The sequence below is a fragment of the Acinetobacter sp. YH12241 genome, assembly GCF_013417535.1.
Taxonomy (GTDB): Bacteria; Pseudomonadota; Gammaproteobacteria; order Pseudomonadales; family Moraxellaceae; genus Acinetobacter.
This window is the reverse complement of the sequence record NZ_VPDQ01000012.1, coordinates 15,883-42,314: the sequence shown is the minus strand read 5'-3', so window position 1 is coordinate 42,314 and position 26,432 is coordinate 15,883. Positions and strand designations below refer to the sequence as shown.

The following is a 26,432-nucleotide window of genomic DNA, read 5'->3' as shown; positions in this document are numbered from 1 at the left end:
GCTGCTGATTCTTAGAAAGTAGATGTCGCCAGTTTGATGCCGAACCCGCAGAATAGAATTCCTACTGAAGCAACCCCGCCAGCGGTCAATTTATAATTCTGGTTGAAATAGCTCGCGAGTTTGACCCCGGAAAAGATCAGGATTGAAAGGTAGGTCATGCTGATCAGTTGCAGGATTAAAGCCAAGAGTGCAAAAGTCAGTGCCGGATAAGGGTAAACAGGATCAACAAACTGCACGAAAAAAGACAGGTAGAACAGAATCGCTTTAGGATTTAAAACACTGATTGTTAATGCTGTACGGAAAGGCTGAATCGACTCGACAGTTTCAGAAGTAGCCTTTTTAATCTGAACACATTGTGACGACTGTTTCGGAAAGAAAGTCTGATAGGCGGCAATGATCAGTTTGATACCAAGATAACTGAGATAAACAGCACCAATAATTTTCAGGGCAATAAACAGCACGGGAAACGCATGAAGTAGAGAGGCTGCGCCTAACGCCGTACATAGGATCAGAATCAAGTCACCGGTATAAACCCCTAAGGCACCCATATAACCGGTCTTGATGCCAAAACGAGAGGCAATTGACATGACATAGAGGGAATTCGGCCCCGGCAGTAACACAATTAACGTTGTCCCAATAATAAAGGTCGTTAGATCTGTGATACCAAACACGAAGAACTCGCAAAAATGAAAAAAGCCGATGCGGCATTATAGCAACATCGGCCTGGAGAAATTCTATAAATTCGCTGTGAATTTAGGTGGTGCTCAAAAAACTTTCCTTTAATAAAGCCGCCAGTTGCTCACGTGCCTTGATAAAGCCATCGATACCACCTTGCAGTAATTCACTGGCCATCTGGTCCTGTTTCAGTTGTGCATCAAAATCGGCATGACTGATTGGACTCAGTTCACCTTGAGATTGAATATCTTTGGCTGAAAGCTGAGCCTGAACTTCACGCTGATCATTTTCAAGTTGTTCCAGCAAGTTTGGTGCAACAGTCAGTAGATCACAACCGCTGAGGCCCAAAACCTGCTCAATACTACGGAAGCTTGCACCCATGATTTCAGTTTTAATCCCATGCGCTTTATAGAATTCATAAATGCGCTTCACTGAGAGTACGCCCGGATCTGTTTCAATTGGATACGACTCAACACCTTCCGCTTTTTTGTACCAGTCTAGAATGCGGCCGACAAAAGGCGAGATTAAAGTCACTTTAGCATCAGCGCAGGCATGGGCCTGATGCTGGCCAAACAATAAGGTCAGGTTGGTATGGATACCTTCTTCTTCCAATGCTTTCGCTGCCTGAATACCTTCCCAAGTCGATGCGATCTTAATCAGGATGCGGTCAGAATTAATTCCATATTGCTCATACAGCGCGAGTAATTCTTTAGCCTTGGCGATGGTCGCTTCAGTATCAAAAGACAGGGAAGCATCCACCTCAGTCGAAACACGACCTTCAATCAGTTTTAAAATTTCAACACCGAATTTGACGGTCAAAATATCAATCGTGCGTTCAATCAGGGCATTATTCACATAGCCTTCTTGCTGGGCTTGTTGAAAAGCTGCTTCAATCAAGGCCTGATTTTCAGGTTGTTTCGCTGCTGCAGTAATCAGAGATGGATTTGTAGTTGCATCCAGAGGGCGAAATTTCTCAATTGCGCTTAAATCACTGCTATCTGCCACAATAGTCGTCAAGTTTTTTAATTGGTTTAGTGCAGTTAATGTCATTACGATCTAGTTCTATGGTTATTGCTTATGCATTCTTATATATCATAAATCATCCTCTTACCAAGTAGACTGTCGTTGAATTTCTGTGATTAATGGTCGGTTTTTCGCTGCTGACGCAAGTGATTAATCAAAAAATGAGCAGCTGTACCCAGTCGAGTTTCTCGACTCCAGACCAGATCGACAAAATATTCAAATTTTGGGGTGAAATCGAGCAGATGCAAGATCTGTAGCTGCTCCTGCAAATGTGGCTGTTCATTAATCATTTCTAAGGGAAGCACGCCCCAGCCCAAACCTTGCTGGATCATGCTGCAGGCTGAATGATGATTATCAGTGCGCCAGTAATTCCGGGAAAAGAGCAGTTCTGGCTTAATGCTACGATCACGACTGGCAACAACAATCTGTCGGTTTTGTAAAATCTGTTCATAGCTGACCTGGTGAAATTGACTTAATGGATGTTGTTTGGCCGCCACAGCGACCAGTACCTCACGTTTTAATTCTATAAACTGTTCCCGGGTTTCTAATTGCTCCCGCTCAAACATCAGCGCTAACTGCGCTGAACCTTCAAATAGCATGTGATGAGCATCTTCCTGAGGTGCGCTAAAGACATTAACTTGCAGCGCTGGAAATTCCCGTTCCAGCAAAACGATATAATCAGTCCAGCGGGTATGGAGGAGCTCAGACACCACCACAATATTCAGTTCAGATTCAAGACCTGAACTAAGTGCTAGGGCATGTTGCTTCCATTGGTTGATTTCAACCAAAAGCTGCTCAGTTTTTTCATACAGTACTTTCGCTTGTGCAGTTGGTTTTGGCTCACGGCCAATGCGTTCAAATAGCACCAGATTAAGATCAATTTCCAGATTGGCAATGGACATGCTCACTGCAGAAGGAACTTTACCAAGTTTACGTGCAGCAGCAGAGAAGGAGCCGGTTTCCATGACCAGTTTAAACATCAGCAGCTGTTCTTGATTAATATTCATGAATTCTATCTTTCATTTTTATTGATAGATTCTAACTCGAATAATCAAATTTAAAAAAATAAAATTCTTTTATCTCCTGACTTGTTGAACGGAAATGTTAATTTCGAAAAGAAGACTGATTCATGCCACCTTATATGAAGGCATTTTATTGGTGGTGATTGCCATATTACTGAGTACGCTCATGCATATGCCGCTTGAGGTCACAGGCGCTCTCGGAATTGCGATGGCTGTGACTTCAATGTTCTGGAATATGCTGTTTAATCATTATTTTGAAAAGTTTGAAGCCAAACATCGTCTGAAAAGAACCATCAAAGTACGGATTGCTCATGCGATTGGATTTGAAGGTGGTTTGATGCTGGCAACGATTCCGATGGTGGCTTATGCATTGCAGATCAGTCTAGCGCAGGCTTTTCTTCTGGATCTGGTGATGACGCTATGTATTTTGGTATATACCTTCATCTTCCAGTGGTGCTATGACCACCTTGAGGCCAAAATGGGGCTGGAACCAGACTACCGAAAAGCTTAACTTGAGTCTTTACTAGAGTAATCCTCAAATGCTTCGCTAATAATATTGCAATAAAAAACCGCTCATAGAGAGCGGTTTTTTTATATGAGGCTTGGATTATTTTTCAATAATTGCTGTTACGCCTTGACCACCAGCTGCACAGATCGAAACCAGTACACGACCTGAACCTTTCTGGTTAATCAGTTTTGCTGCAGTTGCGATAATACGACCGCCAGTTGCTGCAAACGGGTGACCTGCAGCAAGAGAAGAACCTTTTACGTTCAGCTTGGCACGATCAATTGAACCTAGTGGAGCATCCAGACCTAAACGTTCTTTACAGAATTTTGGATCTTCCCAAGCTTTCAGCGTTGAAAGTACTTGCGATGCAAATGCTTCGTGAATTTCATAGTAGTCAAAATCTTGAAGTTTCAGACCAGCACGTTCCAGCATACGAGGAACTGCATAAGCAGGTGCCATCAACAAGCCTTCTTTCTTCTCTACGAAATCAACGGCAGCAGTTTCCTGGAAAGTCAGGTAAGCCAGTACTTCATGACCATTTGCTTTAGCCCATTCTTCAGAAGCCAATAGCACACAAGACGCACCATCAGTCAGTGGAGTAGAGTTACCCGCCGTCATGGTACGTGCATCGCCTTTACCGAATGCAGGTTTTAGTTTCGCCAGTTTTTCAACTGAAGAATCTGGACGCAAGTTGTTGTCACGTTCAAGACCCAGGAATGGAGTCACCAGGTCATCAAAGAAACCTTCTTCATAGGCTGCTGCCATTTTTTGATGTGAAGAGGCTGCAAGCTCGTCTTGCGCTTCACGGGAAATACCCCATTCTAGTGTAGTAATTGCCTGATGGTCACCCATAGACAGGCCAGTACGTGGCTCACCATTTTTTGGTGCGTCCATCAGGTCTTTCACATTGATTTTAGTCAGTGCTTTTAAGCGGTCTTTCGCCGTTTTCGCAATGTTCAGCTCAAGTAATGCTTTACGTAAGCCATCACCGAAAGCGATTGGCGCATCAGAAGTCGTATCTACACCGCCTGCGATCCCCACTTCGATCTGACCTAGAGCAATCTTGTTCGCGACCAAGAATGCCGCTTGAAGGCCAGTACCACATGCTTGCTGAATGTCATAAGCAGGGGTTTCCGGTGCAAGAGCAGTATTTAGTACACATTCACGAGTCATGTTGAAGTCGCGGCTGTGTTTCAGTACAGCACCTGCAACCACTTCACCTAAGCGTTGACCTTGAAGGTTAAAACGTTCAACCAGACCATTCAGGGCTGCTGTGAACATATCAGTATTGGATGCCGTAAAGTAAGCACCGTTAGAACGTGCAAATGGAATGCGGTTACCACCGATAATAGCAACGCGGCGAACTGTATTTTGGCTCATGTTTGGTTCCTGTTGAACAGAAGTCTGTGTTATAGATGTTGAATCTTGTTGGCTTGAAGTCGTTTTTTTGGTACGTGCAGATGTACTGCGTGTACGTGTGGTTTTAGCCGGACTTTTTTCTGTGGCATTGGCTGTATCAGGATTTTTAGTGCTACGCTTGCTACGCGTTGATGGTTTTGACACAGTTTCTGTCGCAGAGTTCTCGACTGCTGGATTATCTTGAGTTGTTTTGCTCATAAGGCTTTACCAGGCAAATAGATCGTCTTCTTGGCGGTTACATTAGCATAGAAGAAGATAGGCTGTATTGACTACAATGACATTACAGACTGCGCTTAGGTCAAGTCATCTGCCTGTTATCTCAAGTATGATTGGGCGGAAACTGGTAGATCTATTGAAATATAAGTGTCTGGCATCATACTGAAGTTTAAGGATAACTTTAGATCAACCAAAAATTAATTTGTATGAGAGATAATAAACATGACTGATCAGTACCAAACTTTTGCAAAATCTCCTATTGGTAAATTTGTCATTAAAAATTTGGGTCTGCCATCCCCAACTTCTTTAGACCGTTTTGAGTCTGCTACACCAGTTGTCAAAGGTGCGGTATTGTTTGGAGCAGCACCGGCAAGTACCTTGACTGGTGCTATTGCTCAGGTTCTGGCAAATATTCATGCCAATAGTTATGCAGGTAACAATGCTGAACTGCAACAGGCTGCTGCATCGGCTGGACTGAATCTGGGCGCGTTTAATCCGGGCGATAAAGAATCAAAATTCAAAGTTGTCATTTTTGATGCTTCAGGAATCGAAAATTCAGAACAGTTAAAATCACTTTATGATTTCTTCAACCCGATTGCGCGTCAAATCCAAAGTTCTGGCCGTGTCGTGATTGTGGGGACTACGCCTGAAACTGCTAAATCAGTCAGTCAGTCAATTGCTCAACGCGCACTGGAAGGTTTTGTAAAATCTGTGGGTAAAGAGTTTAAAAAGGGAATTGCAGCAAACCTGATCTATGTAGATGCCGGTGCTGAAGCAAATCTTGAATCTGCTTTACGCTTTGCAGTTTCTCCACGTTCTGCCTATGTTTCTGGTCAGGTGATCCGTGTTTCACCTGCTGAAAAAGTGGATGTAGACTGGACTAAACCATTAGCGGGCAAAACTGCTGTAGTGACTGGTGCGAGCCGTGGTATTGGTGAAGCGATTGCTCATGTATTGGCACGTGATGGCGCACATGTCATCTGTCTGGATGTTCCGCAACAGCAAGCAGACCTTGACCGTGTAGCCGGCGAAATTGGCGGTTCAACTTTAGCCATCGATATTACTGCTGCAGATGCAGGTGAGAAAATCAAAGCAGCAGCAGCTGAGCAAGGCGGTCTGGACATTATTGTGCACAATGCCGGTATTACCCGCGACAAGACTTTGGCCAATATGAAACCTGAGCTATGGGATCTGGTGATTAACATCAACCTGTCTGCCATTGAACGTGTAAATGACTATTTAATCTCCAACGATGGTCTAAATGCCAATGGCCGTATTATCTGTGTATCCTCAATTTCAGGCATTGCAGGTAACCTGGGTCAAACCAACTATGCAGCGTCTAAAGCGGGTGTGATTGGTGTGGTGAAATTCACAGCACCAACCTTAAAAAATGGTATAACGATTAATGCCGTTGCACCGGGCTTTATCGAAACACAAATGACGGCTGCGATTCCATTTGCAATCCGTGAAGCTGGCCGCCGTATGAACTCAATGAGCCAAGGTGGTCTACCTGTAGATGTTGCAGAAACAATTGCCATGTTTGCTTCTACGGCTTCAACAGGTTTAAATGGCAACGTGGTTCGTGTCTGTGGTCAAAGCCTATTAGGGGCTTAAAGCATCAAGTCCTTTCTTGCAGTTTAATTAAAGCTCAGGGAGAGGATTTAGGAGAGGGAGATTAGGGGCCTTTTTTTAGCCCTCTCTCTAACTCTCTCCCAAAGGGAGAGAGAACTCCACTCATATATAAATGAAAAGAATATTTTAAAGGTTCAGTATGAATACGCGCCATTTTAGTCAACTTCCAAAACCTTATTTAGCCTATTCAAAAGTGATTCAAGGCTTGATTTTTAAAAAGCCGAAAGCTGAAAAAGTTCTACCGCAAGTTGAATATGTGGTGGATTCATTCAAGGTCGATCAGAAACATTTAAAAGCCTATAATGAAGTATGTGGCTTTAAAAATAATGGTTATATTCCAGCTATTTATTTGACCGTGCTGTCTCAAAGTCTGCAAATGCACATGATGACCTCGGAAGCATTTCCGTTCCCGATTTTAGGACTGGTACATATCCGTAATCAGGTCAAGCAGTACCGTAAAGTCGGTGTAAATGAGACTTTAACCCTGTCATGCAAATTTGGTGAGTTACAGCCTCATGACAAAGGTGTTCAGTTTGATTTTATTACCACAGTCAAAGTAGGCAATGAAGTCGTCGTTGAGGCATTAACGACTTATCTTTCACGTCAAAAGACTGATGTTAAAGCGGCTGTTAAACCGGCAGAAAGTAAAGCGCCAGACTATAAGCTAAATACTGAATGGAAAATTTCAGAAAATACCGGCCGCCGTTATGCCATGACCTCAGGTGATTTTAATCTGATTCATATTCATGCTGTTACAGCGAAGGCTTTTGGTTTTAAACAGGCGATTGCACATGGTATGTGGAGCAAAGCCAAAGCGCTGGCTAATCTGTCATTGCCGGATGCGTATGAAGCCGATGTCTGGTTTAAGCTGCCGATGTACTTACCCTCTAAAGTTGAGTTCCTGACTGCTCAAGCAGCGAATGATACAGACTTTCTGATCCGGAACAGCAAAAACCAGAAGCCGCATGTGACCGGCCATGTAAAAGCGATTTAAATCTGAATCAAAAGCCTAAACTCGATTTAGGCTTTTTCATTTTAAGGGATCAAAATTCTATGGATAGAATGATGCAGCCAATTAAAGATTATCTGTTTGCTGATCAGCATAATTATCAGGGCAATGTGGATGCGCGTTTTCGCGACCTTGCTCGTCAGTTTAGCCGCTTACAGGATGCACGTACTGATCAGGGTGGTGCGGCACTTGTTGTATATTTTCAGGGACAAAAAGTTGTCGATATTTATACCGGAAAGAAGTCTGTCACTGAAAACTGGCAGCCCGATACCATGTCACTATGCTATTCCACTGGCAAAGGTGTACTAGCAACCCTAGCGCATATTCTGGTCAGTAAAGGTTATCTGGACTATGACAGATCAGTTGCAGAATACTGGCCTGAATTTGCCCAGAAAGGTAAACGCTCTATTACTTTGGCACATATGCTGAGCCATCAAAGTGGTTTGTTTGATATCCGTAATATCATTGATGATGCCACTGAAATGGCTGACTGGTCACACATGCTGGAGCGGATCGCGGCAGCTGAACCACGTTTTCAGACCACGACTGATGCCGCTTATCAACCTTTGACTTTTGGCTGGCAGGTGGGGGGAGTACTGGAAAAGGCAACCGGTAAATCATTAGGCCAATTAATGCAGGAATATTTAGTTCAGCCTCTGCAATTAAATGGTGCCTATTTTAGTGTGCCGCTGGATGAACTGCCTCGAGTTGCGCGACCGATCTTTAAAGCAAAATCTGCATCTCAATCTTCTAAAGGCAAAAGAGTAGTTACACGCAAACCCGGTTTAATGGAGCGTGCTCTGGTCTGGAGTGGTCAGAGTCCACAAGATTTTCAGGATGGCATGATTCCTAAAGGCATGAAGAATTTTAGCTTCTTTAGTGATGAGGGATTACAGGCGATTATTCCTTCAGCTAATGGCGTCTTTACTGCAGACAGTCTGGCAAAAATCTATGCGATGTTGGCCAATCACGGTGCTTGGCAAGGCCAGCAGTTGATTTCACCTCCAGTATTCCAGCGACTAAGCCAGGTGCAATATACCCGTCGTGATCGGGTGATGCCTGTGCCAATGCACTGGCGTCTGGGTTATCACCGTATTTTGACATTGGGTAAAGCCTCTACAGGTTTTGGTCATATGGGCTTTAACGGTTCTGGTGCCTGGTGTGATCCGGAACGCGGTTTAAGTTTTGCCTATACCCATAACTTCCCAACAGGTTCATTAACTGGAGATTACCGTCTTTGGGGGCTGACGCAGGAAACTTTGCGCTGTGCTGATGCGGTATTGACGGGAAGAAAAGGCTGGCGCTAACTGAATATCCTTGATTTGGGAGTTTAGTCAGTCATTTAAAATATGCTATTTTGTGGCAAATTCCAGCGCTGCGAAATGAAACCATGAAAAAAGTAATACTGATTCCCTTAGTGGCAACCGGTGCTTTATTCGGTTGTCAGGATCAAACCCAATCAGCTAAAAATACTATTGTTGAAGCCAAGGCACAGATTCCAGCATGGGCGGGAGAGTATCAGGGTACAACTCCTTGCATGGGCTGCTTGTCCCGTTGTGATGATTGTCCGGGCATGGCTGTCATGCTAACTCTGCATGAAGATCAGACTTATACTTTAGAACGTGAAAGCCTGAGTGGACATAATGAGGTGGAAACCTTTAGCGGCCCGATTCGTTTCCAAGATGATTCTCATCAGAAGATTGAACTGGTGAATGTAGCGACTCGTAATTTACTGTATGTTGATCTGGAAGAGCATGTGCTGGAAATCCGTGAAGACAAAAGCGGTAAACGCTACCAGATGCAGAGTGATTTTATTTTAGGGCGATTCGCTTAAACAGATTCAACCCAATCCTTTACAGCCCAATGAAATTCCAACTAATACAGCTCAGATACAACAAGCTGTACCTGCTGCTTCAGCTCCACAACAAAATCAGATAACGCAGCAGGAAAGTGCTCCGGTTGCTCAAGCTGCTGTAGAAGATTTTTCATTTATCTTTGATCAGAAATTTTTATTTCTAAGATTGTATTAATCCGCTCAAATAGAGCGAAAATCAATAGATATTTTATTTTCCAAATATACTAAAAATATCCTGATATTCCTGTCAGGCATAAAAATGGAGCAAACAGCTTCGAGATAGTTGATTTAAATCAGATTGATAGACCTATCTCTCCAGATCATAACTGATTAATTCATTCACTATTTTATAAAAAAACAGTATGCTTAGACCTGTAAAAAGGAGCATACATGTATCAGGTACTTGCACGAAAATATCGTCCTCGTAATTTCAATGAATTGGTGGGTCAAAACCATGTTTCTCGTGCATTAACCAGTGCGTTAGAACGCGGTCGTCTGCACCATGCCTATTTGTTTACGGGCACGCGCGGTGTAGGTAAAACCACGATTGCACGTATTCTTGCAAAATGTCTGAACTGTGAAACTGGCGTGACTTCGACCCCTTGTGAAGTCTGTCCGACCTGTACGGCCGTCAATGAAGGCCGTTTTATTGACTTGATTGAGATCGATGCGGCATCACGTACCAAAGTCGAAGATACCCGTGAGCTGCTGGACAATGTCCCTTATGCGCCAACTCAGGGTCGTTTCAAGGTCTATCTGATCGATGAAGTACATATGCTGTCCACGCATTCCTTCAATGCTCTATTAAAGACACTGGAAGAACCACCGGAGCATGTCAAATTCCTGTTCGCAACCACAGATCCACAAAAGTTGCCGATTACAGTTATTTCTCGCTGTCTGCAATTCACTTTGCGTCCATTGGCTGTCGATGAAATTACCGAACATCTGGGCAATATCCTGACGAAAGAAAGCATTCAGGCTGATCAGGATGCGATCTGGCAGATTGCAGAATCAGCACAGGGCTCGCTTCGTGATGCCTTATCCTTAACAGATCAGGCGATTGCCTATGGTCAGGGGGCTATCCAGCATCAGGATGTCAAAGACATGCTGGGCTTGATCGACCGAACCATCATCTATGATCTGATTCTGGCGATTCATCAGAACCAGAAAGCACGTGTTAGCGAATTATTATTGCAATTCCGTCAGCAGGCGCTGGATGTATCACTGGTATTAGATCAGTTGATTTCTACCTTGCATGAACTGGCTTTATTACAATACCTGCCAGATTTAAGCCTGAAATACAGTGCCGAGATCAATCAAAAGATCATGCAGTTATCGGCTTTGATTTCAGCACAAGATTTGCAACTGTATTATCAGATTGCCTGTAAAGGCCGGGCTGACCTACAGCTTGCGGTTACGCAGGAGCAAGGCTTTGAGATGACGGTGCTGCGTTTGCTAGCCTTCCGTCCGCTACAGCCCAATGAAATTCCAACTAATACAGCTCAGATACAACAAGCTGTACCTGCTGCTTCAGCTCCACAACAAAATCAGATAACGCAGCAGGAAAGTGCTCCGGTTGCTCAAGCTGCTGTAGAAGATTTTTCATTAGATGCTGGCTATGAAGACGATCAGGATGATAATCCAGTCACTGCACAGTCTGAACCATCTTCGAATGATTTTCTGGATGAAGACGAGCCAGAAACCAATTCTGAGCCTCAAGTCATACAAGCTGAATCAACTAGAGTAGAACAATCTGAGTCTGATCAGATTGTATTTGATCCAAACCTGGAAGATGGCCTGTTTGGTTTTGACGATGTTCCTGCAGAACCTGTTCCATCCAGCCCTGAAGCCAGCAGTGATGATTTTCTCTTAGAAGAATTCATTCCTGAAAATGATACTGCTGCACCAGTAGAACAAGAATCCGAGTTTAGTCTGGATGCTTTAGCTCCTGAATCAGAACAAGTGATTCATAAAGCAGATGAAAGCCAGCCAGAAATTTCTACTCAGACTGAGGTTGCATCTACTCAGATCGCAAATACGAATGTTTCTACAGACCGTAATCTGATGCCGCAGGATATTCTGCAAATTCCGGTACAGGATATGCAGGGTGAATGGACGGTAGAAAAATGGGAATTCTGGTTCCGTAATAGCCAGTTATCTCCGGCAGTTCAGGAACTGGCTCAGTATGGCATCATGACCGGCCAGATTAATGCAGCATCGGTCTTCCATATTCCAGAGCGTTATCAGCCGCTTTTGTCGCAGCTACAACATCATCTGGAAGCAGCTTTGCGGGAACAATGGCCGCAGACCATTTTCCAGGTGAAGTTTGAAGATGTAGAGCAGTTAACGCCATATACCATGCAGCAAGAACGTAAAGTACGCGCTTTTAAACGTGCAGAAGAGCTGCTGCATGCTGAACCGGCTATACGTGACTTGCTGGAACAGTTTGATGGTGAATTGCACAATATTCAGCTGAAATAAAATAATTTTAGGCTGAGACAAAACGCGCTAAAGCATCCCGCATTTCAGCTGGAATCGGGGTGCTTTTTCGTGTGTGGCGATCGACAAACACATGCACAAAACTGCCTTGAGCGGCTGCCGTATCAGAATTCATTTTAAAGATTGCCAGATCATAGCTGAGAGAACTATTCCCCATTTTTTCTATGGCGACACCTACCTCAATAATTTCCGGATAAGACAGCTCCTGATTGAACTGGCATTGCGAGCTGACCACCAGTCCAATCATTGGAGAATATTTGGGATCAAATGCGGCTTCCTGAATCAAAAGGGCATTCGCGGCCGTATCAAAATAGCTATAATAAGTGACATTATTGACATGGCCATACAGATCATTGTCTGCCCAACGAGTCTGTATCGGCAGAAAAAATGAATAATGTTCGCGTTGTTTAAGAGCTGCTTTCATATTTTTAAATAACTTGTAGTGGCTAGATCTGCTGTGTCGAAAATAATCCTAAATCTAATAGATCACCTGATAGATGTTGTAAGCATCTTCCAGAGTAAGTTCACGTGGATTGTTCTGTAACAGGCGGCTCTGTTTCATGGCATCTTCCGCCATAATCATCAGCATATGTTCAGGAATTCCTAACTGTTTGAGTTTCAGGGTTAAGCCACTTTTCACCAGATGGTTATTAAAATGATCAATAAACAGGTCAGTCAGGCCATCGTGACAGCCTTTGCTTTGTGGATCTAACCAGCACATCAGTTCGGCATAGAGCGATTTGGCATCCGGCGTATTAAATTTCATCACCTCAGTTAATACCAGTGCATTACTATGTCCATGCGAAATATGGAAATGTCCACCTAATGGATAAGCCAAAGCATGCACTGCACCTACTGGTGCATTGGCAAAAGCTTGACCTGCTAGCATCGAGCCGACCAGCATGTTTTGACGTGCGTCCAGATCCTGACCATCGTCCAGCACACGTTGCAGATTGGCATTTAACAGTTTTAAGGCATGCTTGGCCAGCATATCGGAATAGGGATTTTTTTTGATTTTAGAAGTATAAGCTTCAATGGCATGGACCATGGCATCAATGCCGGTCGCAGCAGTAATTAAGGGCGGCAGATTTTGGGTAAAGGTTGCATCCAGAATGGCAGTATCTGCAAACAGGATCGGTGCCACAATTCCGGTTTTTGTAGTTTCACCTGTAGTGACAATTGAAATCGGAGTAACTTCAGATCCCGTACCTGCAGTGGTAGGAACCAAAATCAAGGGCAAACGGGGGCCAGTAGCCTGATTTACGCCATACAGATCAGACAAAGATTGGTGCTGTGACGGATGACTCAAGATTGCAATCAGCTTGGCGACATCCATAGAGCTGCCACCACCAAAGCCAATCACGATATCGACATTTTCCTGTTTGGCAAAATCTGCTGCTTCAAGCACTACATGCTCAGGTGGATCGGCCTGTACATCGGAATAAATTGCATAATCCAGTCCCGCATCTTCAATAATTTCCAGAATAGGCAGGTGTAATTGATGCTGTAACATACCTGGGTCAGTGACCAGTAAAACACGCTGATAACGGCCCTGTTTGAGAATAGAGGATAATTCCTGAATCGTGCCGAGGCCGGCGATGATGTTGGGAACGGTTTGAAACTGAAATCGATTCATGTCTTTATCCTTTAATTTTTATCGCAAATACAAAATTATTATGGGGCGGTGATATAGGATTCATCAGGTAAATAACTTAACATAAGTATCTTGAAAATGATTAACTCTGAGGTTGTTTATGTCATCCAGAACGCCATATAAGGTGTTATGTGTTTGTTTGGGAAATATTTGTCGTTCTCCCACGGCAGAAGTGGTACTCAGACATTATTGTGATGAACAGAAACTCGATATTGTGGTCGACTCAGCAGGAACCAGTAATTACCATCCGGGGAAAGCACCTGATTTGCGTAGCCAGCAACATGCCTTAAAACGGGGTTATGATCTTTCTGGCCTGCGTGCGCGTCAACTCAAAACCCATGATTTTATTGATTATGATCTGATTCTAGCGATGGATCTGGAAAATCTGGCAGATATTCAGGCGCTCCAGCATCAGGCAGAGGCAGAATTCGGACGCCTGCGTGCCCAGGTTGCTTTAATGAGTGAACATGATCAGCACTATCCAAAACAGGCTTTGCCAGATCCATATTATGGCGGGGCAGATGGTTTTGAGCGTGTCCTGAACCAATGTGAGTCCAGCAGTCGGGCCTGGGTAGAAATTTTTAAACAACATCAAACAGAAAAGGTTTAAGTCATGCAGATTCAGACTCAGGTTCAACTTAAACCTTTTAATACGCTAAATCTCGAAGCGATTGCCGCTTACTACAGCCGGATCCAATCAACTGATGATCTGATTGCTGCACTGGAGTTTGCTGAGCAGCAACAACTGAATGTGCTGATTCTTTCTGGCGGTAGCAATATGTTATTGCCGGAACAGATTGATGCTCTCGTCCTGCATATGGATATCCAGGGCATTGAAATGCTGGAAGGAAATGAGCAGCATCAATTTCTGCGGGTAGGTGGGGGCCAAGTTTGGCATGACTTCGTACTCTGGACGACAGAACAGAAACTCTATGGTCTACAGAATCTGGCCCTGATTCCCGGACTGGTCGGCGCATCTCCAGTGCAGAATATTGGGGCATATGGTGTCGAAGTCGGCGAATTTATTCATGCGGTAGAGGTCTATGACCGTAAGCTGAAAAAATTTGATTCCATTCCTGCTTCAGACTGTCATTTTTCCTATCGTCATAGTATTTTTAAAGATGATCCAACACGTTATGTGATTACACACGTTACTTTTAAATTACTAAAACAGGCAAATCTGAAACTGAATTATGGTGATCTTAAAGCAGCGGTGGGTGATAATCTCACAGCAGAAAACTTGCAGCAGCAGGTGATCCGGATTCGTCAGAGCAAACTTCCTGACCCTAAAGAATTTCCAAACGTGGGAAGTTTCTTTAAAAATCCTATCGTAAATCAACAGGTTTTTGACCGAATTGCTGTGCATTTTTCTAATTTGCCCCATTATCCACAGGCCAATGATCAGGTTAAAATGGCGGCAGGCTGGCTGATTGATCAGGCAGGCTGGAAGGGGAAACAGCTTGGGTCAGTAGGCATGTTCCATAAACAGGCACTGGTTCTGGTGAACTATGGTCATGCTTCTCTGACGGATGTCCGTCAAGCCTATGGCGCAGTACAGCAGGCTGTCTGGGACAAATTCAAGATTATGCTCGAGCCTGAACCGGTATTATTTGATTGTAAAGGCTTAATTCGATCTCATCAGGATAAATAACGTATATGAAAAACACCCATTGGATGGTCCGTTTAGTACAAATCGTCGCAGGACTGTTTGTATTTTTCGGCTGTCTGGTGATGTTGATCTATTCGCCATTTTATTCTCAGCTCGTGGTTAAGGGACTCAACAGATTTGTGTCCTTTGAAATTAATGAAGTCGCAGCACAAAGTCAGAAAATGGCTTCCCTAAGTGAAGATGATACGCTTGAACCAGGTTCTGATCAGTGGATTGCCCGTCAGGCTTATTTGCGTGTGATGGAGCAGGATATCCAGCACAATCATTCTGCCAATCTGATGCTGATTCAGGCACGCTACAAGATACTGCAACAGATGATTGAAGAACATCAGCGTGAACAGCAGGAAGAAAAAGCAGAACAGAACCAGCCTGCACAAGTGCCTTTATTGTCTCAGCAAGAACCTGTGGAAGCCGTTGACCCGACTCAGAAGGTCCGCGAACTGCTGGAATGGGACAGTAATGAAAACAAGGAACGCATTGAGCAATATATTGAATTCTTGACGACTCATCCTCTGGAAGATGAAGAAGCGAGTGCCGTACAGGTCACAGCGAAAGAGGAAATCAAGGAAGATCTGGCTTTACTGCAGGAACAGCAGCAACAGAAACCGGTCAATCAGTCTAAACCTTATGCCATTGTGGTCTTAGGTGGTGGTTTAACTTTACATGAAAATGGTAAGGATATTGTGGTCAATGACTATACGCGTTTGCGTCTGGAAACCACACTCGCAGTTGAAAAACAGTATCAGTTACCGATCGTATTGAGTGGTGTGGAAGCGCCGTATATGCAGCGCTGGTTACAAAATTACAATGTCGATGCCAAATTGCTTGAAGACCGCAGCATGAATACCTGTGAAAATACCCGTTTCAGCTCGTTATTATTGCAAAAAAAAGGTGGGGCACCGACTGTGATTCTGATTACCGACCGTTATCATATGCCGCGTACCCGTCGTCTGTTTGCACTGAATGGTATTCAAACGATTCCAGTGGAAGCACCGATGCCGAAGTCCTTGACCCGTTGGCGTCCAAGTCGACAAAATTATGATCATAGTCGCCGTGCCAATTATGAAATGCTGGCCACTATCCGCGATATGTGGTTTGGCTCCAGTGACTGTCGGGAGGTGCCTTAATGTCTGATATTCCGTTTTTAAACCCGACCATCCTGAAACAGCTGGATTTACCTGTGCCAAGCAGGGAAACAACGCCACAGCTTTTACAGCCCTTAAACCTGAATAGGGATGACCAGCCCACTATTGATCTGTTGTCTTATCGCAGACTGTATGGTTTTGATTTACTGGATTGCAAGCATTGGCAGGGCTATGTACAGATGCCGCTGTTTAAACTGCATGTGCAAGTATTTACACCTAATCTAGAAAATACCCGTTTTGACAAAATTCAGGGAACGGCGTTTCTATTACATGGATATCTGGAACATAGCGGAATTTATCAGCCGATCGTACGTGAGTTGCTGGAACAGGGCTTTAGTGTCCTGACCTATGATCTGCCGGGGCATGGTCTGAGTGATGGTTCATCTGCCAGTATCCAGAATTTTGATCATTACCAGCAGGTTCTGCATGCGGTATATCGTTATGTGAAGCATGCCGAGCAATTACCTAAACCTTGGGTTGGCATTGGACAAAGTACCGGTGGTGCGATCTGGATGCATCATTTGCTCGAATTTGCAGAACGACGCGAAAATCCGTTTGTAGATCGCGTGCTGTTATTGTCACCGTTGATTCGTCCAGCTAAAACTGCCTGGTGGCATAATCCGCTCGGTCTCGGCATTATTAGCCGGATCAAGCGTGAAGTACCGCGTCATTTCCGCCGTAATAACCATAATCCTGAATTTCTGCGTTTTATCCGACTTAAAGATCCTTTGCAACCCCGCATGATGGGCATGGACTGGATTCTGGCGATGTCACGCTGGATGCTGGAAATGGAAGCACGTCCAGCTTGCCGAATCCCTGTCTGGTTAGCTCAAGGTGCTCAGGATCAGACAGTGGACTGGCGTTATAATATTGAATTTATCCGTCGCAAGTTCCGCCTGCAAACTTTGTTAATGCTGGAAGAAGGTTCACATCAATTGATTAATGAACGCGCGGATATCCGTGCAGCACTCACAGGTTTAATTCCAGCCTTTTTACATGCGCATGGCAGTAAGACCTATTATTAGACTGTGACACTCTCAATTAAAAAAAGGCGTTTTAGTAAACGCCTTTTTCTTTTCTAACTCGATTAAATTTCACTTATTCTAAGTCTAAAAACTTTCCAATTTGGCCATATTCCACATACGGAAATAGAAATTTTCCTCATCTTTATTTTCGCAATGTAATAATTCACCTTCTTTAAGCCAGAAATGAATCTGGGCAAAGTTCTTGATTTCATGATTGCTGATTCGCTGTGCCAGATGATGCGGTTTAATAGCAGAAGGATGTTTTAAACCTGCTGAAGCGATTAGCTCAGACAGGGCATGCATTGTATTTTTATGGAAATAAAATACTCGCTCGGCCTTAGTCGGGACATGCAGGGCTTTTTGACGCTCTTTATCCTGAGTAGTGACTCCCACAGGGCATTGATTGGTATGACAACTTTGAGCCTGAATACATCCGACTGCAAACATGAATCCGCGCGCTGAATTAACCCAGTCAGCTCCAAGTGCCATGGTACTAGCAATATCAAAGGCACTGATAATTTTCCCGCTTGCACCAATTTTAATCTTGTCTCTCAATCCTGCACCGACCAAGGTATTGTGCACAAACAAAAGACCTTCTCTTAAAGGAGTACCCATATAGTCAATCAATTCAATTGGTGCAGCACCGGTACCGCCCTCAGATCCATCTACCACAATAAAATCAGGATAAATTTTGGTATGTAGCATGGCTTTCACCATACTCATAAATTGCCAAGGTTGACCCAGACAAAGCTTGAATCCGACTGGCTTACCTTCAGAAAGCTCACGTAGTTGTTGAATGAAATTCATCATTTCAATCGGGGTTTTAAATGCCGGATGTCCAGAAGGTGAGACACAGTCATGTTCACGGCTAATCCCGCGAATCTGAGCAATTTCTTCTGAAATCTTGGCTTTAGGTAAAATCCCCCCATGTCCAGGCTTGGCGCCTTGTGAAAGCTTGATTTCAATCATCTTTACCTGAGGTAGCTTAGCTTTTTCTGCAAATTTTACCGGATCAAACTGACCTTCTAAGGTCCGGCAGCCAAAATAGCCGCTACCAATTTCCCAGACAATGTCACCGCCATGTTCCAGATGATAAGGGCTGATACTACCTTCACCGGTATCATGAAAGAATTTGCCTTTTTGCGCACCAAGATTTAAAGCCCGAACCGCATTGGCACTTAAACTCCCGAAACTCATAGCCGAGATATTCAAAATGGAAGCAGAATAAGGCTGGGTACATTGTTCATTGCCGATCAGAATGCGAAAGGTTTCTGGATCAGCAGGTCGGCAAGGGGTGAGGGAATGGCTAATAAACTTATAGTTTTCTTCATAGACATTCATGATTGAGCCGAAAGGCTTATCTGAATTTTCATTTTTGGCCCGTTGATACACCAGACTACGCTGCATACGTGAAAATGGCAAAGCATCCCGATCTGCTTCGATAAAATACTGACGAATTTCGGGGCGGAATTCTTCAAAGATAAAACGGAAGTGGCCCATAATCGGATAATTTTTTAAGATTGAATGTCTGTTCTGCAAGACGTCATATAGGCCTAGCAGGCTCAGCAGAATACTAACGATCCATAGTGTATTCACTAAGGTTGCCGGCATAAAATAATAAATATAGCGCGGCTCATAACCGATATGAAAAATCGTAAAAATAACGGCGATGGTGATGCAGGCAAACCAGACTGAATGCCGTGAAAAGAAAGTATTAAGTAATTTGTGTCGTACTAATTGCGCAGGGTTAGCCATTATGAAATTAAATTCCTATTTCCACTACGATAGCGTTTAATAATGTGCAGAGCTGCCTGGCTTATACAAGCATAGAATTGTTTTTTAATTTTATAAACTTGCTGAAAATGGGGCGTAGGCCGCTATACCTGACTTCTAGATAGATAATAAATTTTCCAAATAATCTTCTATGGAAAAATTGTGCAAAAGGCATGCATTCTTTTTATTTCAAAAACAGGCTTAAGCGTTTTATAGTGATTTTACCCCCACAGTAGGAGTGTAAATTATGACAAAAAAATCGATCCGTTTTAATAATGCAGAGCTGGCTTGCTCATGCTGCCGTACTCTTTAATTTCTAATGTGACACATCCGGTCTGTTTTCTGGGGCAAGAGGAAAGCAGACTGGCTCAGTAGCAGACCACCAGAGCAATAATAAAAATAAAATGATAAATTGATCAGGTCCCCAAAATGGGGACTTTTTTACTCTTTGGAAGAAGCTGAATCAGTTTCCTCTACTTGATAAACAGCATCTGCCACTATTTTTGGTTCGATATTTTTGATTTTATTGCCAAAACTTCGTAACCACCAAACCAGTTGTGAGGTAAAAGGCACAGTTGCGCTAATCAGGGCTATGCCATTTTCAATTTTTTCAATTTTTTGATCTTTGCTGAGCTGACTTTCTTCAAAATAGTGCGCATCAGATTCAGGCATGCTCAGTTGAAGCAATACATTTTCCGTTGGCTGGTTAAAATCGACCCGGAATCCTAAAGCGCCAGATTCAATATATTCATCAATATCAAAATTTACCGGGTGTAGGGCACGAGAATTCAGCACCTCTGCTGATTTAAAACGGTGCAGGGCAAAGGTCTGAATATCCGATTTATCATGACGGGTACAGACCAGATAGATAATTGAACCTTTTTGCACTAATGCCAGCGGATTTAAAATATAGGTTTTCTCTTCGCCATTATGACCACGACCCTGATAAACACATTCCAGCTGTTTGTCCTGTAACAGGCCTTCGTAAATCGCCTGTTGGGCCGTTTTATCAACGACAGGCGGAATAAGCGGTTGGGTAGCTGGCACGATTCTGACCCGGTTAATCCATTGTCGTACGTTATTTTGTGAAGACAGGCTGCGTCGAGCCAGATCAAACCAGGGATTCATTTCTTCAATCAGACTAGGTGGCAGCAGATGTTTCAAATGTTCTTCCACCATCATAAAGGTTACCGCTTGTGAACTGGTCATGTGCGGCAAGCTTTGAATCGGGGCATCTGAACGCCACCGCCAGCCCTGGGGTGTAGTTTTACTGCTTTCAATCGGAAAACGCTGGGCAATCTGGTTCAGATCACGCTGAATGGTACGCAAACTGATCTCGATCCCTTCACGATTCAGGATTTCCTGGAGTTCACGGGTTCCCATCCATTTGCCGGTAGAAAGACGCGACAAGATTTGCCATTGGCGGTAAAGGCTGTTGGAGGTTTCTTTTTCTTGTGCTGACATAATGTATTTTTACTGGCAATCAGTGGAAACAAATTAAATATGAGCTTACCACAATAAGAAATCTGGATTTTTTTCGCAAGTTATTCTGCGCAACAATTGTCCTACAATCCGTAAACATCTTGGTGAAAAATGATATTGAGTGAATAGGCACTTTGCTGGGTTAATACAGACTTCGAAATGGATGTCATGGCATGGATATTGCTCTGATTTTATTATAATAGATTACAATGACGAGGTTTGTATGCTAAAAGAAAGCCAGGATACAAATACTATTACAACAGTAGAAAATCATACTGCAGCAGATTTAAGCAAAAATTTTACAGATACTACAGCACTCAATATTTCAATTAAGCACAGTCCGCATTTTTTATACCAAGAGATTTCTTCGAAATTTTTCAATGAAATGCGTAATCATCAGGTGATGAACAGCCAGGCAGGTCAACGAATTGAAGAATGGCTGTCACAGCATACATTAGATGAACTGAATCAGCTAAATGAAGTGGCAAAAGAACATTTTCTCTATGACGGTATTACATTTACCGTATACGGCGATGAGCAGGGCACTGAGCGGACTATTCCTTTCGATGTAATTCCCCGGGTGATTGCCCGTAAACAGTGGAATATGGTGGCACTCGGTTCAGCACAGCGTGTTCAAGCCTTAAACCTGTTTCTGCATGATATTTATCATCAGCAGGATATTCTTAAAGCCAATATTGTCCCTGAGCTTCAGGTGCTCACCCATGAAGCGTATCAGCCACATATGTACCAGCATCATTTGAAAGGCAGTATCTATAGCCAGATTAGCGGGATTGATATTATCCGGGATTCCAAAGGTGAATTTTATGTACTGGAAGATAACCTGAGAACGCCATCTGGGGTGTCTTATATGCTGGAATGCCGCAAGATCAGCCAGAAGTTAATGCCAAAAGTGTTTGAGCAATCCAATATTGCCGGTATTGAACAATATCCAAAACTCTTAAAAGAAATTCTGGCGGAAAATGCTTATACCGATAATCCATTCATTGTGGTTTTGACCCCGGGTCGTTTCAATAGTGCATACTATGAACACGCTTGCCTTGCAAGGGAGATGAATGTGCCTTTAGTGACATCACGTGATCTTTTTGTTGAGAACTCGAAGGTTTATGTAAAAACAATACGTGGGCGTCAACAGGTTGATGTTATTTATAGAAGAGTCGACGACGCCTATCTTGATCCACTGTGCTTTAAACCAGACAGTACTTTGGGTGTTCCGGGCTTAATGTCCGCCTATTTACAGCACAATGTTGTAATCGCAAATGCCCCGGGTACAGGTGTGGCAGATGATAAATCGATTTATCCTTATGTCGATAAAATGATTCATTTTTATTTGGGTGAAAAACCGATTTTAAATAATGTTCCAACCTACCAATGCCGTCATCCGGAAGATCTGGACTATGTATTGGCAAATTTGGATCAGCTGGTCGTCAAGGAAGCACAAGGTTCTGGCGGTTACGGCATGCTGATTGGGCCACAAGCCTCTCAACAGCATATTGATATTTTCAGAGATAAGATTTTAGCTGCGCCGCATTTATATATTGCGCAACCAACTTTGGATTTGTCGGTCAGTCCGACTTTAAGCAATTTTGGTATTGCTGAACGACATATTGATCTGCGTCCTTTTGTCTTGAGCTCACCTTACCGCACTGAAATTGTGCCAGGTGGTCTGACCCGGGTAGCCATGCAGGCAGGCTCACTGGTGGTCAACTCATCGCAAGGCGGCGGGATCAAAGATACTTGGGTAGTCGACAACTTACATTCATAACATTCCAAAGAAGGATAACGTCATGGTTTTGTTAAATACCAATGCGCAACATATTTTTTGGTTAGGCCGTTATTTATCTCGTACCCAGTTTTTATGTTCGCATTTTCCATTTTTAGATGATGAAGCCGCTGTGGCTTATGCACATGCTTTCTGTTTGCCTGCGTTTGATGCCAGTTCATTAAATGAGCTGGTTCTGGATAGTACCCAGCCGACTTCATTTACCCAGCAGTTTCAGGTGGCAAAAGACAATATTCAGGAATTGCGTGGTGTATTGTCTGGCAAAGCCTATTCCGAATTGCTGAAACTGATTAAAACTGCGGATCAGAATGCCGGTTATATCTGCGATGTCGTGACAGATTGTGCTGAAATTCTGGAAGCAGAATCATCAGATGTATTTCTGTTTTTCAGTCTGGGCCAATGTCTGGAACAGCTTGATCAGCAGTTACGTCTCGGTGAGGATACTACCCGTACCTTATGTAAAATTGATTATATTGTGGATACGCTCTGTGAGATTGGCTGGGGCAGTGTAAAGCAATACTGGACACAGTTACGTGCTGCACCTGATCTGAAGCAGTTTTATCAGTTTAGTGATCATATTCATCGCTTGTTCGAGGCTGATGTATGAAATTGATGGTGAATCACCAAACGCAATACACGTACACAGCCGAGGTGAGGAACAGTATTCAGTACATCAAAATGATGCCTTCCACCAATGAACATCAGAAGGTGCATTATTGGGATGTCAGTGTACCGGGTCAGAAAGTGATTCGGCATGATGCCTTTAAAAATCTCTGGATGACCAGTACACAGCGTGAATCCTATCATAGCCTGATGATCATGGCACAAGGCATCGTTGAGCTAAATCTTGCACATGAGCAGGGCTTAAATGATTCCTTAAATCCATATCTATTTTTACAGCCGACTGAAGCCACAAAATGCAATGCAGAGATGAAGGATTTTGCAGAGCAGCATGTTCCAGCACTAACTCGTAAACATTTAATCAGCTTGGCCCAAGCCGTACTCGAACATGTTCCTTATATATCAAATAGTACTACGGTACAGGGTTCTGCGATTGATGCTTTTGAAGCACGTCAGGGCGTCTGTCAGGATCACAGTCATATTTTTATCGCCATGTGTAAACATTTAGGTTTACCATCACGTTATATATCAGGTTATCTTTATGCACAGAATGCCTCACATCTGGCGAGTCATGCTTGGGCTGAGGTATTTATTGAACAGGCATGGTACTGTTTTGATGTGAGTAACCTGTTATTTACGCCTAGTGCGCATGTCTATGTTGCGGTGGGACGCGACTATTGGGATGTTGCACCGGTACGTGGTGTAAGAGAAGAAGGCGGTGAGGAATCCATGTATTCCATCGTCCAGGTACTAGGATGTTAATTTATTAATAAGGACAAAAAATGACGTATTGTTGTGCCCTTCGTTTAGAGCAAGGTATGCTATTTATCAGTGATACACGCACCAATGCTGGTGTGGATCACATTTCGGTTTTTCGAAAATTATATACCTTTGGGGTAGATGGGGAACGCGTTATCGTACTCCAGGCCTCCGGAAACCTGGCAACAACACAGGCAGTGATCGGACATATCAGAAATCAGTTAGAACTCAGGCAGGAACCGAATATCCTGAGTTTGCCAACCATGTTTGATGTTGCAGAACTGGTAGGCAATACGCTTAAAAAAGTAATTGCCAATGTGACGGATGATAGTTTAGAACAAAGTACTTACTATTGTAATTTTCTGGTCGGCGGCCAGATTAAAAATCAGGAAATGCAGCTTTATCATATCTACCCGCAAGGTAATTTTATTTGTGCGACACGGGATACGCCATATTTCCAGATTGGTGAGAGTAAATATGGTAAGCCGATTCTGGATCGTGCCTTGACCTATGATATGCCACTCGATGAGGCATTACGTTGTTCTTTGATTTCTTTTGCTTCTACCTTGCGTTCAAATGTATCGGTCGGAATGCCACTGGATGTACTTGTCTATAAAAAAGACAGCTTGATGATGCCGAAAGGTAAACGTATTGCCGAAGACGATGAGTATTTTACGGATATCAGTCGACAGTGGTCAGAAACTTTAAAGAAAGGCTTGGCGGAATTACCTACACCATCGAATGATTATTTCTTATAATATTTATAAAAATGAAAATAAGTTTTTCTTATAAGAATTAGTAAAAATTGACCGTTTAGTATACAGTGCTAACTTTTATACGATATTGCATAGATAAGAATAGAGGTTAGCCGCATGTACCAATTTTGTTACGCCAGTGAAAGTACCTCGTCCAAAGCCGACTTACTTCAAGATTTAACGGATATCCTTAAAGAAGCACGTGATTTTAATCATTCTAATCAAATAACAGGGGTGCTTTATTTTGCTGATGGACATTTTTTCCAGTGCCTGGAAGGGGAATGTCTGGTTTTAAAAGCTTTACTGACAGAGAGACTGTCTAAAGATCCACGCCATAAAAATATTAAACTGTTTGAAACCAAAGAGATTGAGCAGCGTACTTTTGGCGACTGGTCAATGAAATATATTTCTAAACGCAGTTCCATTCAACAATTCTGCCAAGAGATGGGATTTGAAGTTTTTACACCATGCGATTTTAACCAGGAACAAGTAGATGCCTTACTATTTGAACTGTCATTAATCGAAAATGAAGAGCAAAAATTAGCTTAAATACTGACCGTATAAAAAAGCCCAATTTATATTGGGCTTTTTTATTTTTGGCTAGTTTTTCTTTAAACCAGTTTGCGTACCGGGCGGGCAGACATGCGGCAAAGTAATTCATAACCAATGGTGCCATTGGCTTCAGCTACATCATCAACCAGACGGGATTTGCCCCATAGTTCGACTTCAGTACCTAATTCCAGATTGAGACCAGTTGCATCAATGGCAATCATGTCCATTGCCACACGGCCAATCACACGGGTTTGCTGACCATGAATCGCTACATAGTTCTGTTTCGGGAAAGCACGTGGATAACCATCACCATAACCGATAGAAACAATGGCTAAAGTCATATCTTGATCAGCAGTGAAAGTAGAACCATAGCCGACATGTTCGCCCGCTTTGATGTTGTTTAGTGCAATGACTTCAGCTGTGAAAGTCATCACTGGTTTTAGATCCAGATCATGTACAGTTTTGTCTGCAAATGGAGTCGCGCCGTAAAGCATGATACCTGGACGCACAAAGTCAAAATGCAATTCTGGATATTTATAGATCGCAGCTGAATTACAGCAAGAACCCATTAAAGGTGCGCAGTCATTTTTCACTTCAAGGAACTGCTGGATTTGCTGTTCATTGAGTGGATGTTCCGCATCAGCATTGGCAAAGTGCATCGCCAGCACGCAGGTAAAACCTTCTGCTTTTAGTTGATTGATCACATCTTTAATCACATCAATTTTAAAACCAAGACGGTTCATACCGCTGTTGAGTTTTACCCAAACTTTTAAGCCTTTCGCAATATAGGCTTCTTTATTTGCCAGTAACCAATCCAGTTGTGGCTGATGATGCACAATGACTTCAATATTCTGATCGATCACAACCTGCATTTCATCTGCAGAGAAAATGCCTTCGATCAGCGTAATGGGTTGCTGGTAGCCGAGTTCACGAATTTCCAGCGCTTCTTCCAGACAGGCGACACCAAAGGCATCACTATCTTTTAAGGCTGCTAAGCAGTCTTTAACTCCATGTCCGTAAGCATTGGCTTTGACCATGCTGACGATTTTAGCGGTTGGGGCAAGTTGTTTGACACGGTTTAAATTATATTGCAGTGCTTCACTGTCAATATAAACTGTAGCTTGGCGCACCCTAGATACTCCTGCGGGATGACAAAAATAATATCGTGTGGAACACACAAAACAGGGAGAGAAATAACAGGATTGTGAAAACAAAAGCGGTCATTTCAAAATTGTGAATATTGTAGACCTATCTACTATAAATGGACATGCTCATTTATATAATTTCATGCACAGCAAGCATTCTAAATAAAAAAGAGACCATTTCGGCCTCTTTTCT

General features: G+C 43.2%; 24 protein-coding genes. 15 read left to right on the top strand and 9 right to left on the bottom strand.

The genetic code is table 11. The features are described from left to right. Positions 1 to 11 precede the first annotated feature (11 nt). The 3 genes from leuE to FTV18_RS08910 form a co-directional block, all read right to left on the bottom strand. Positions 12 to 671, bottom strand: a complete 660-nt coding sequence (gene leuE, locus FTV18_RS08920) for a leucine efflux protein LeuE (protein ID WP_180002213.1) — start codon at positions 669 to 671, stop codon at positions 12 to 14. Positions 672 to 753: 82 nt separating this feature from the next. After that, a complete protein-coding gene (gene tal / locus FTV18_RS08915; protein ID WP_180017582.1) occupies positions 754 to 1,725 on the bottom strand; it encodes a transaldolase in 972 nt (323 codons plus the stop codon). 89 nt (positions 1,726 to 1,814) lie between these two features. Next, a complete protein-coding gene (locus FTV18_RS08910) occupies positions 1,815 to 2,705 on the bottom strand; it encodes a LysR family transcriptional regulator (protein ID WP_180017580.1) in 891 nt (296 codons plus the stop codon). 94 nt (positions 2,706 to 2,799) lie between these two features. On the opposite strand from FTV18_RS08910, the gene aceI reads away from it, so the two are divergent. After that, positions 2,800 to 3,231: a chlorhexidine efflux PACE transporter AceI gene (gene aceI, locus FTV18_RS08905; RefSeq protein WP_180017578.1), complete on the top strand. Its 432-nt coding sequence runs from the start codon at positions 2,800 to 2,802 to the stop codon at positions 3,229 to 3,231. Positions 3,232 to 3,327: 96 nt separating this feature from the next. On the opposite strand, the gene FTV18_RS08900 is transcribed toward aceI, so the two are convergent. Further along, positions 3,328 to 4,845: an acetyl-CoA C-acetyltransferase gene (locus tag FTV18_RS08900; protein ID WP_180017576.1), complete on the bottom strand. Its 1,518-nt coding sequence runs from the start codon at positions 4,843 to 4,845 to the stop codon at positions 3,328 to 3,330. A 240-nt stretch (positions 4,846 to 5,085) separates the two neighbouring features. Here FTV18_RS08900 and FTV18_RS08895 point away from each other — a divergent pair, with 240 nt between their 5' ends. The 5 genes from FTV18_RS08895 (at position 5,086) to dnaX (ending at position 11,840) form a co-directional block, all read left to right on the top strand. Continuing rightward, positions 5,086 to 6,477 carry a 3-oxoacyl-ACP reductase gene (locus FTV18_RS08895; protein ID WP_004783922.1) on the top strand — a complete coding sequence of 464 codons (1,392 nt, stop codon included), beginning with the start codon at positions 5,086 to 5,088 and terminating at the stop codon, positions 6,475 to 6,477. Positions 6,478 to 6,634: 157 nt separating this feature from the next. Continuing rightward, entirely contained in the window at positions 6,635 to 7,489 is an 855-nt protein-coding gene (locus tag FTV18_RS08890; RefSeq protein ID WP_180017574.1) for a MaoC/PaaZ C-terminal domain-containing protein, read from the top strand. A 59-nt stretch (positions 7,490 to 7,548) separates the two neighbouring features. Further along, positions 7,549 to 8,811, top strand: coding sequence for a serine hydrolase (locus tag FTV18_RS08885; RefSeq protein ID WP_180017572.1), 1,263 nt, complete (start codon positions 7,549 to 7,551; stop codon positions 8,809 to 8,811). Between the two features lie 83 nt (positions 8,812 to 8,894). Further along, complete coding sequence (locus FTV18_RS08880; protein ID WP_004783916.1) at positions 8,895 to 9,338, top strand: copper resistance protein NlpE N-terminal domain-containing protein; 444 nt, start codon at positions 8,895 to 8,897, stop codon at positions 9,336 to 9,338. A 411-nt stretch (positions 9,339 to 9,749) separates the two neighbouring features. Then, on the top strand, positions 9,750 to 11,840 hold the full coding sequence (dnaX, locus tag FTV18_RS08875; protein ID WP_180017570.1) for a DNA polymerase III subunit gamma/tau: 2,091 nt from the start codon (positions 9,750 to 9,752) through the stop codon (positions 11,838 to 11,840). Positions 11,841 to 11,847: 7 nt separating this feature from the next. On the opposite strand, the gene FTV18_RS08870 is transcribed toward dnaX, so the two are convergent. Then, the gene (locus tag FTV18_RS08870; protein ID WP_004783911.1) at positions 11,848 to 12,282 is read right to left on the bottom strand and encodes a thioesterase family protein; all 435 of its coding nucleotides are present in this window, start codon (positions 12,280 to 12,282) and stop codon (positions 11,848 to 11,850) included. 54 nt (positions 12,283 to 12,336) lie between these two features. After that, the gene (locus tag FTV18_RS08865) at positions 12,337 to 13,494 is read right to left on the bottom strand and encodes an iron-containing alcohol dehydrogenase (RefSeq protein WP_180017568.1); all 1,158 of its coding nucleotides are present in this window, start codon (positions 13,492 to 13,494) and stop codon (positions 12,337 to 12,339) included. A gap of 118 nt (positions 13,495 to 13,612) precedes the next feature. On the opposite strand from FTV18_RS08865, the gene FTV18_RS08860 reads away from it, so the two are divergent. Genes FTV18_RS08860 through FTV18_RS08845 form a run of 4 tightly spaced genes read left to right on the top strand, consistent with a single transcriptional unit; the run spans position 13,613 to position 17,351 of the window. Continuing rightward, entirely contained in the window at positions 13,613 to 14,122 is a 510-nt protein-coding gene (locus tag FTV18_RS08860) for a low molecular weight protein-tyrosine-phosphatase (RefSeq protein WP_004783908.1), read from the top strand. Positions 14,123 to 14,125: 3 nt separating this feature from the next. Beyond that, complete coding sequence (gene murB, locus FTV18_RS08855) at positions 14,126 to 15,163, top strand: UDP-N-acetylmuramate dehydrogenase (protein WP_180017566.1); 1,038 nt, start codon at positions 14,126 to 14,128, stop codon at positions 15,161 to 15,163. Positions 15,164 to 15,168: 5 nt separating this feature from the next. Beyond that, complete coding sequence (locus FTV18_RS08850) at positions 15,169 to 16,308, top strand: YdcF family protein (RefSeq protein ID WP_180017564.1); 1,140 nt, start codon at positions 15,169 to 15,171, stop codon at positions 16,306 to 16,308. Continuing rightward, the gene (locus FTV18_RS08845) at positions 16,308 to 17,351 is read left to right on the top strand and encodes an alpha/beta hydrolase (protein ID WP_005236036.1); all 1,044 of its coding nucleotides are present in this window, start codon (positions 16,308 to 16,310) and stop codon (positions 17,349 to 17,351) included. Before FTV18_RS08850 ends, FTV18_RS08845 begins: the two co-directional genes overlap by 1 nt. 84 nt (positions 17,352 to 17,435) lie before the next feature. On the opposite strand, the gene FTV18_RS08840 is transcribed toward FTV18_RS08845, so the two are convergent. Together FTV18_RS08840 and FTV18_RS08835 are read right to left on the bottom strand one after the other, a co-directional pair. Next, a complete protein-coding gene (locus tag FTV18_RS08840) occupies positions 17,436 to 19,106 on the bottom strand; it encodes an FMN-binding glutamate synthase family protein (RefSeq protein ID WP_004783900.1) in 1,671 nt (556 codons plus the stop codon). A 459-nt stretch (positions 19,107 to 19,565) separates the two neighbouring features. Beyond that, the gene (locus tag FTV18_RS08835; protein ID WP_159123188.1) at positions 19,566 to 20,588 is read right to left on the bottom strand and encodes a YafY family protein; all 1,023 of its coding nucleotides are present in this window, start codon (positions 20,586 to 20,588) and stop codon (positions 19,566 to 19,568) included. Positions 20,589 to 20,829: 241 nt separating this feature from the next. On the opposite strand from FTV18_RS08835, the gene FTV18_RS08830 reads away from it, so the two are divergent. The 5 genes from FTV18_RS08830 (at position 20,830) to FTV18_RS08810 (ending at position 25,091) form a co-directional block, all read left to right on the top strand. Further along, complete coding sequence (locus FTV18_RS08830) at positions 20,830 to 22,389, top strand: circularly permuted type 2 ATP-grasp protein (RefSeq protein ID WP_180017562.1); 1,560 nt, start codon at positions 20,830 to 20,832, stop codon at positions 22,387 to 22,389. A 22-nt stretch (positions 22,390 to 22,411) separates the two neighbouring features. Beyond that, complete coding sequence (locus tag FTV18_RS08825; RefSeq protein ID WP_004783892.1) at positions 22,412 to 23,014, top strand: alpha-E domain-containing protein; 603 nt, start codon at positions 22,412 to 22,414, stop codon at positions 23,012 to 23,014. Beyond that, complete coding sequence (locus FTV18_RS08820) at positions 23,011 to 23,790, top strand: transglutaminase family protein (protein WP_180017560.1); 780 nt, start codon at positions 23,011 to 23,013, stop codon at positions 23,788 to 23,790. The genes FTV18_RS08825 and FTV18_RS08820 overlap by 4 nt, the downstream gene beginning before the upstream one ends. A 20-nt stretch (positions 23,791 to 23,810) precedes the next feature. Beyond that, the gene (locus FTV18_RS08815) at positions 23,811 to 24,545 is read left to right on the top strand and encodes a proteasome-type protease (protein WP_004783888.1); all 735 of its coding nucleotides are present in this window, start codon (positions 23,811 to 23,813) and stop codon (positions 24,543 to 24,545) included. Between the two features lie 114 nt (positions 24,546 to 24,659). Continuing rightward, on the top strand, positions 24,660 to 25,091 hold the full coding sequence (locus tag FTV18_RS08810; protein WP_180017558.1) for a BLUF domain-containing protein: 432 nt from the start codon (positions 24,660 to 24,662) through the stop codon (positions 25,089 to 25,091). A gap of 62 nt (positions 25,092 to 25,153) precedes the next feature. On the opposite strand, the gene alr is transcribed toward FTV18_RS08810, so the two are convergent. Beyond that, positions 25,154 to 26,224 carry an alanine racemase gene (gene alr / locus FTV18_RS08805; RefSeq protein WP_180017556.1) on the bottom strand — a complete coding sequence of 357 codons (1,071 nt, stop codon included), beginning with the start codon at positions 26,222 to 26,224 and terminating at the stop codon, positions 25,154 to 25,156. Positions 26,225 to 26,432: the final 208 nt, after the last annotated feature.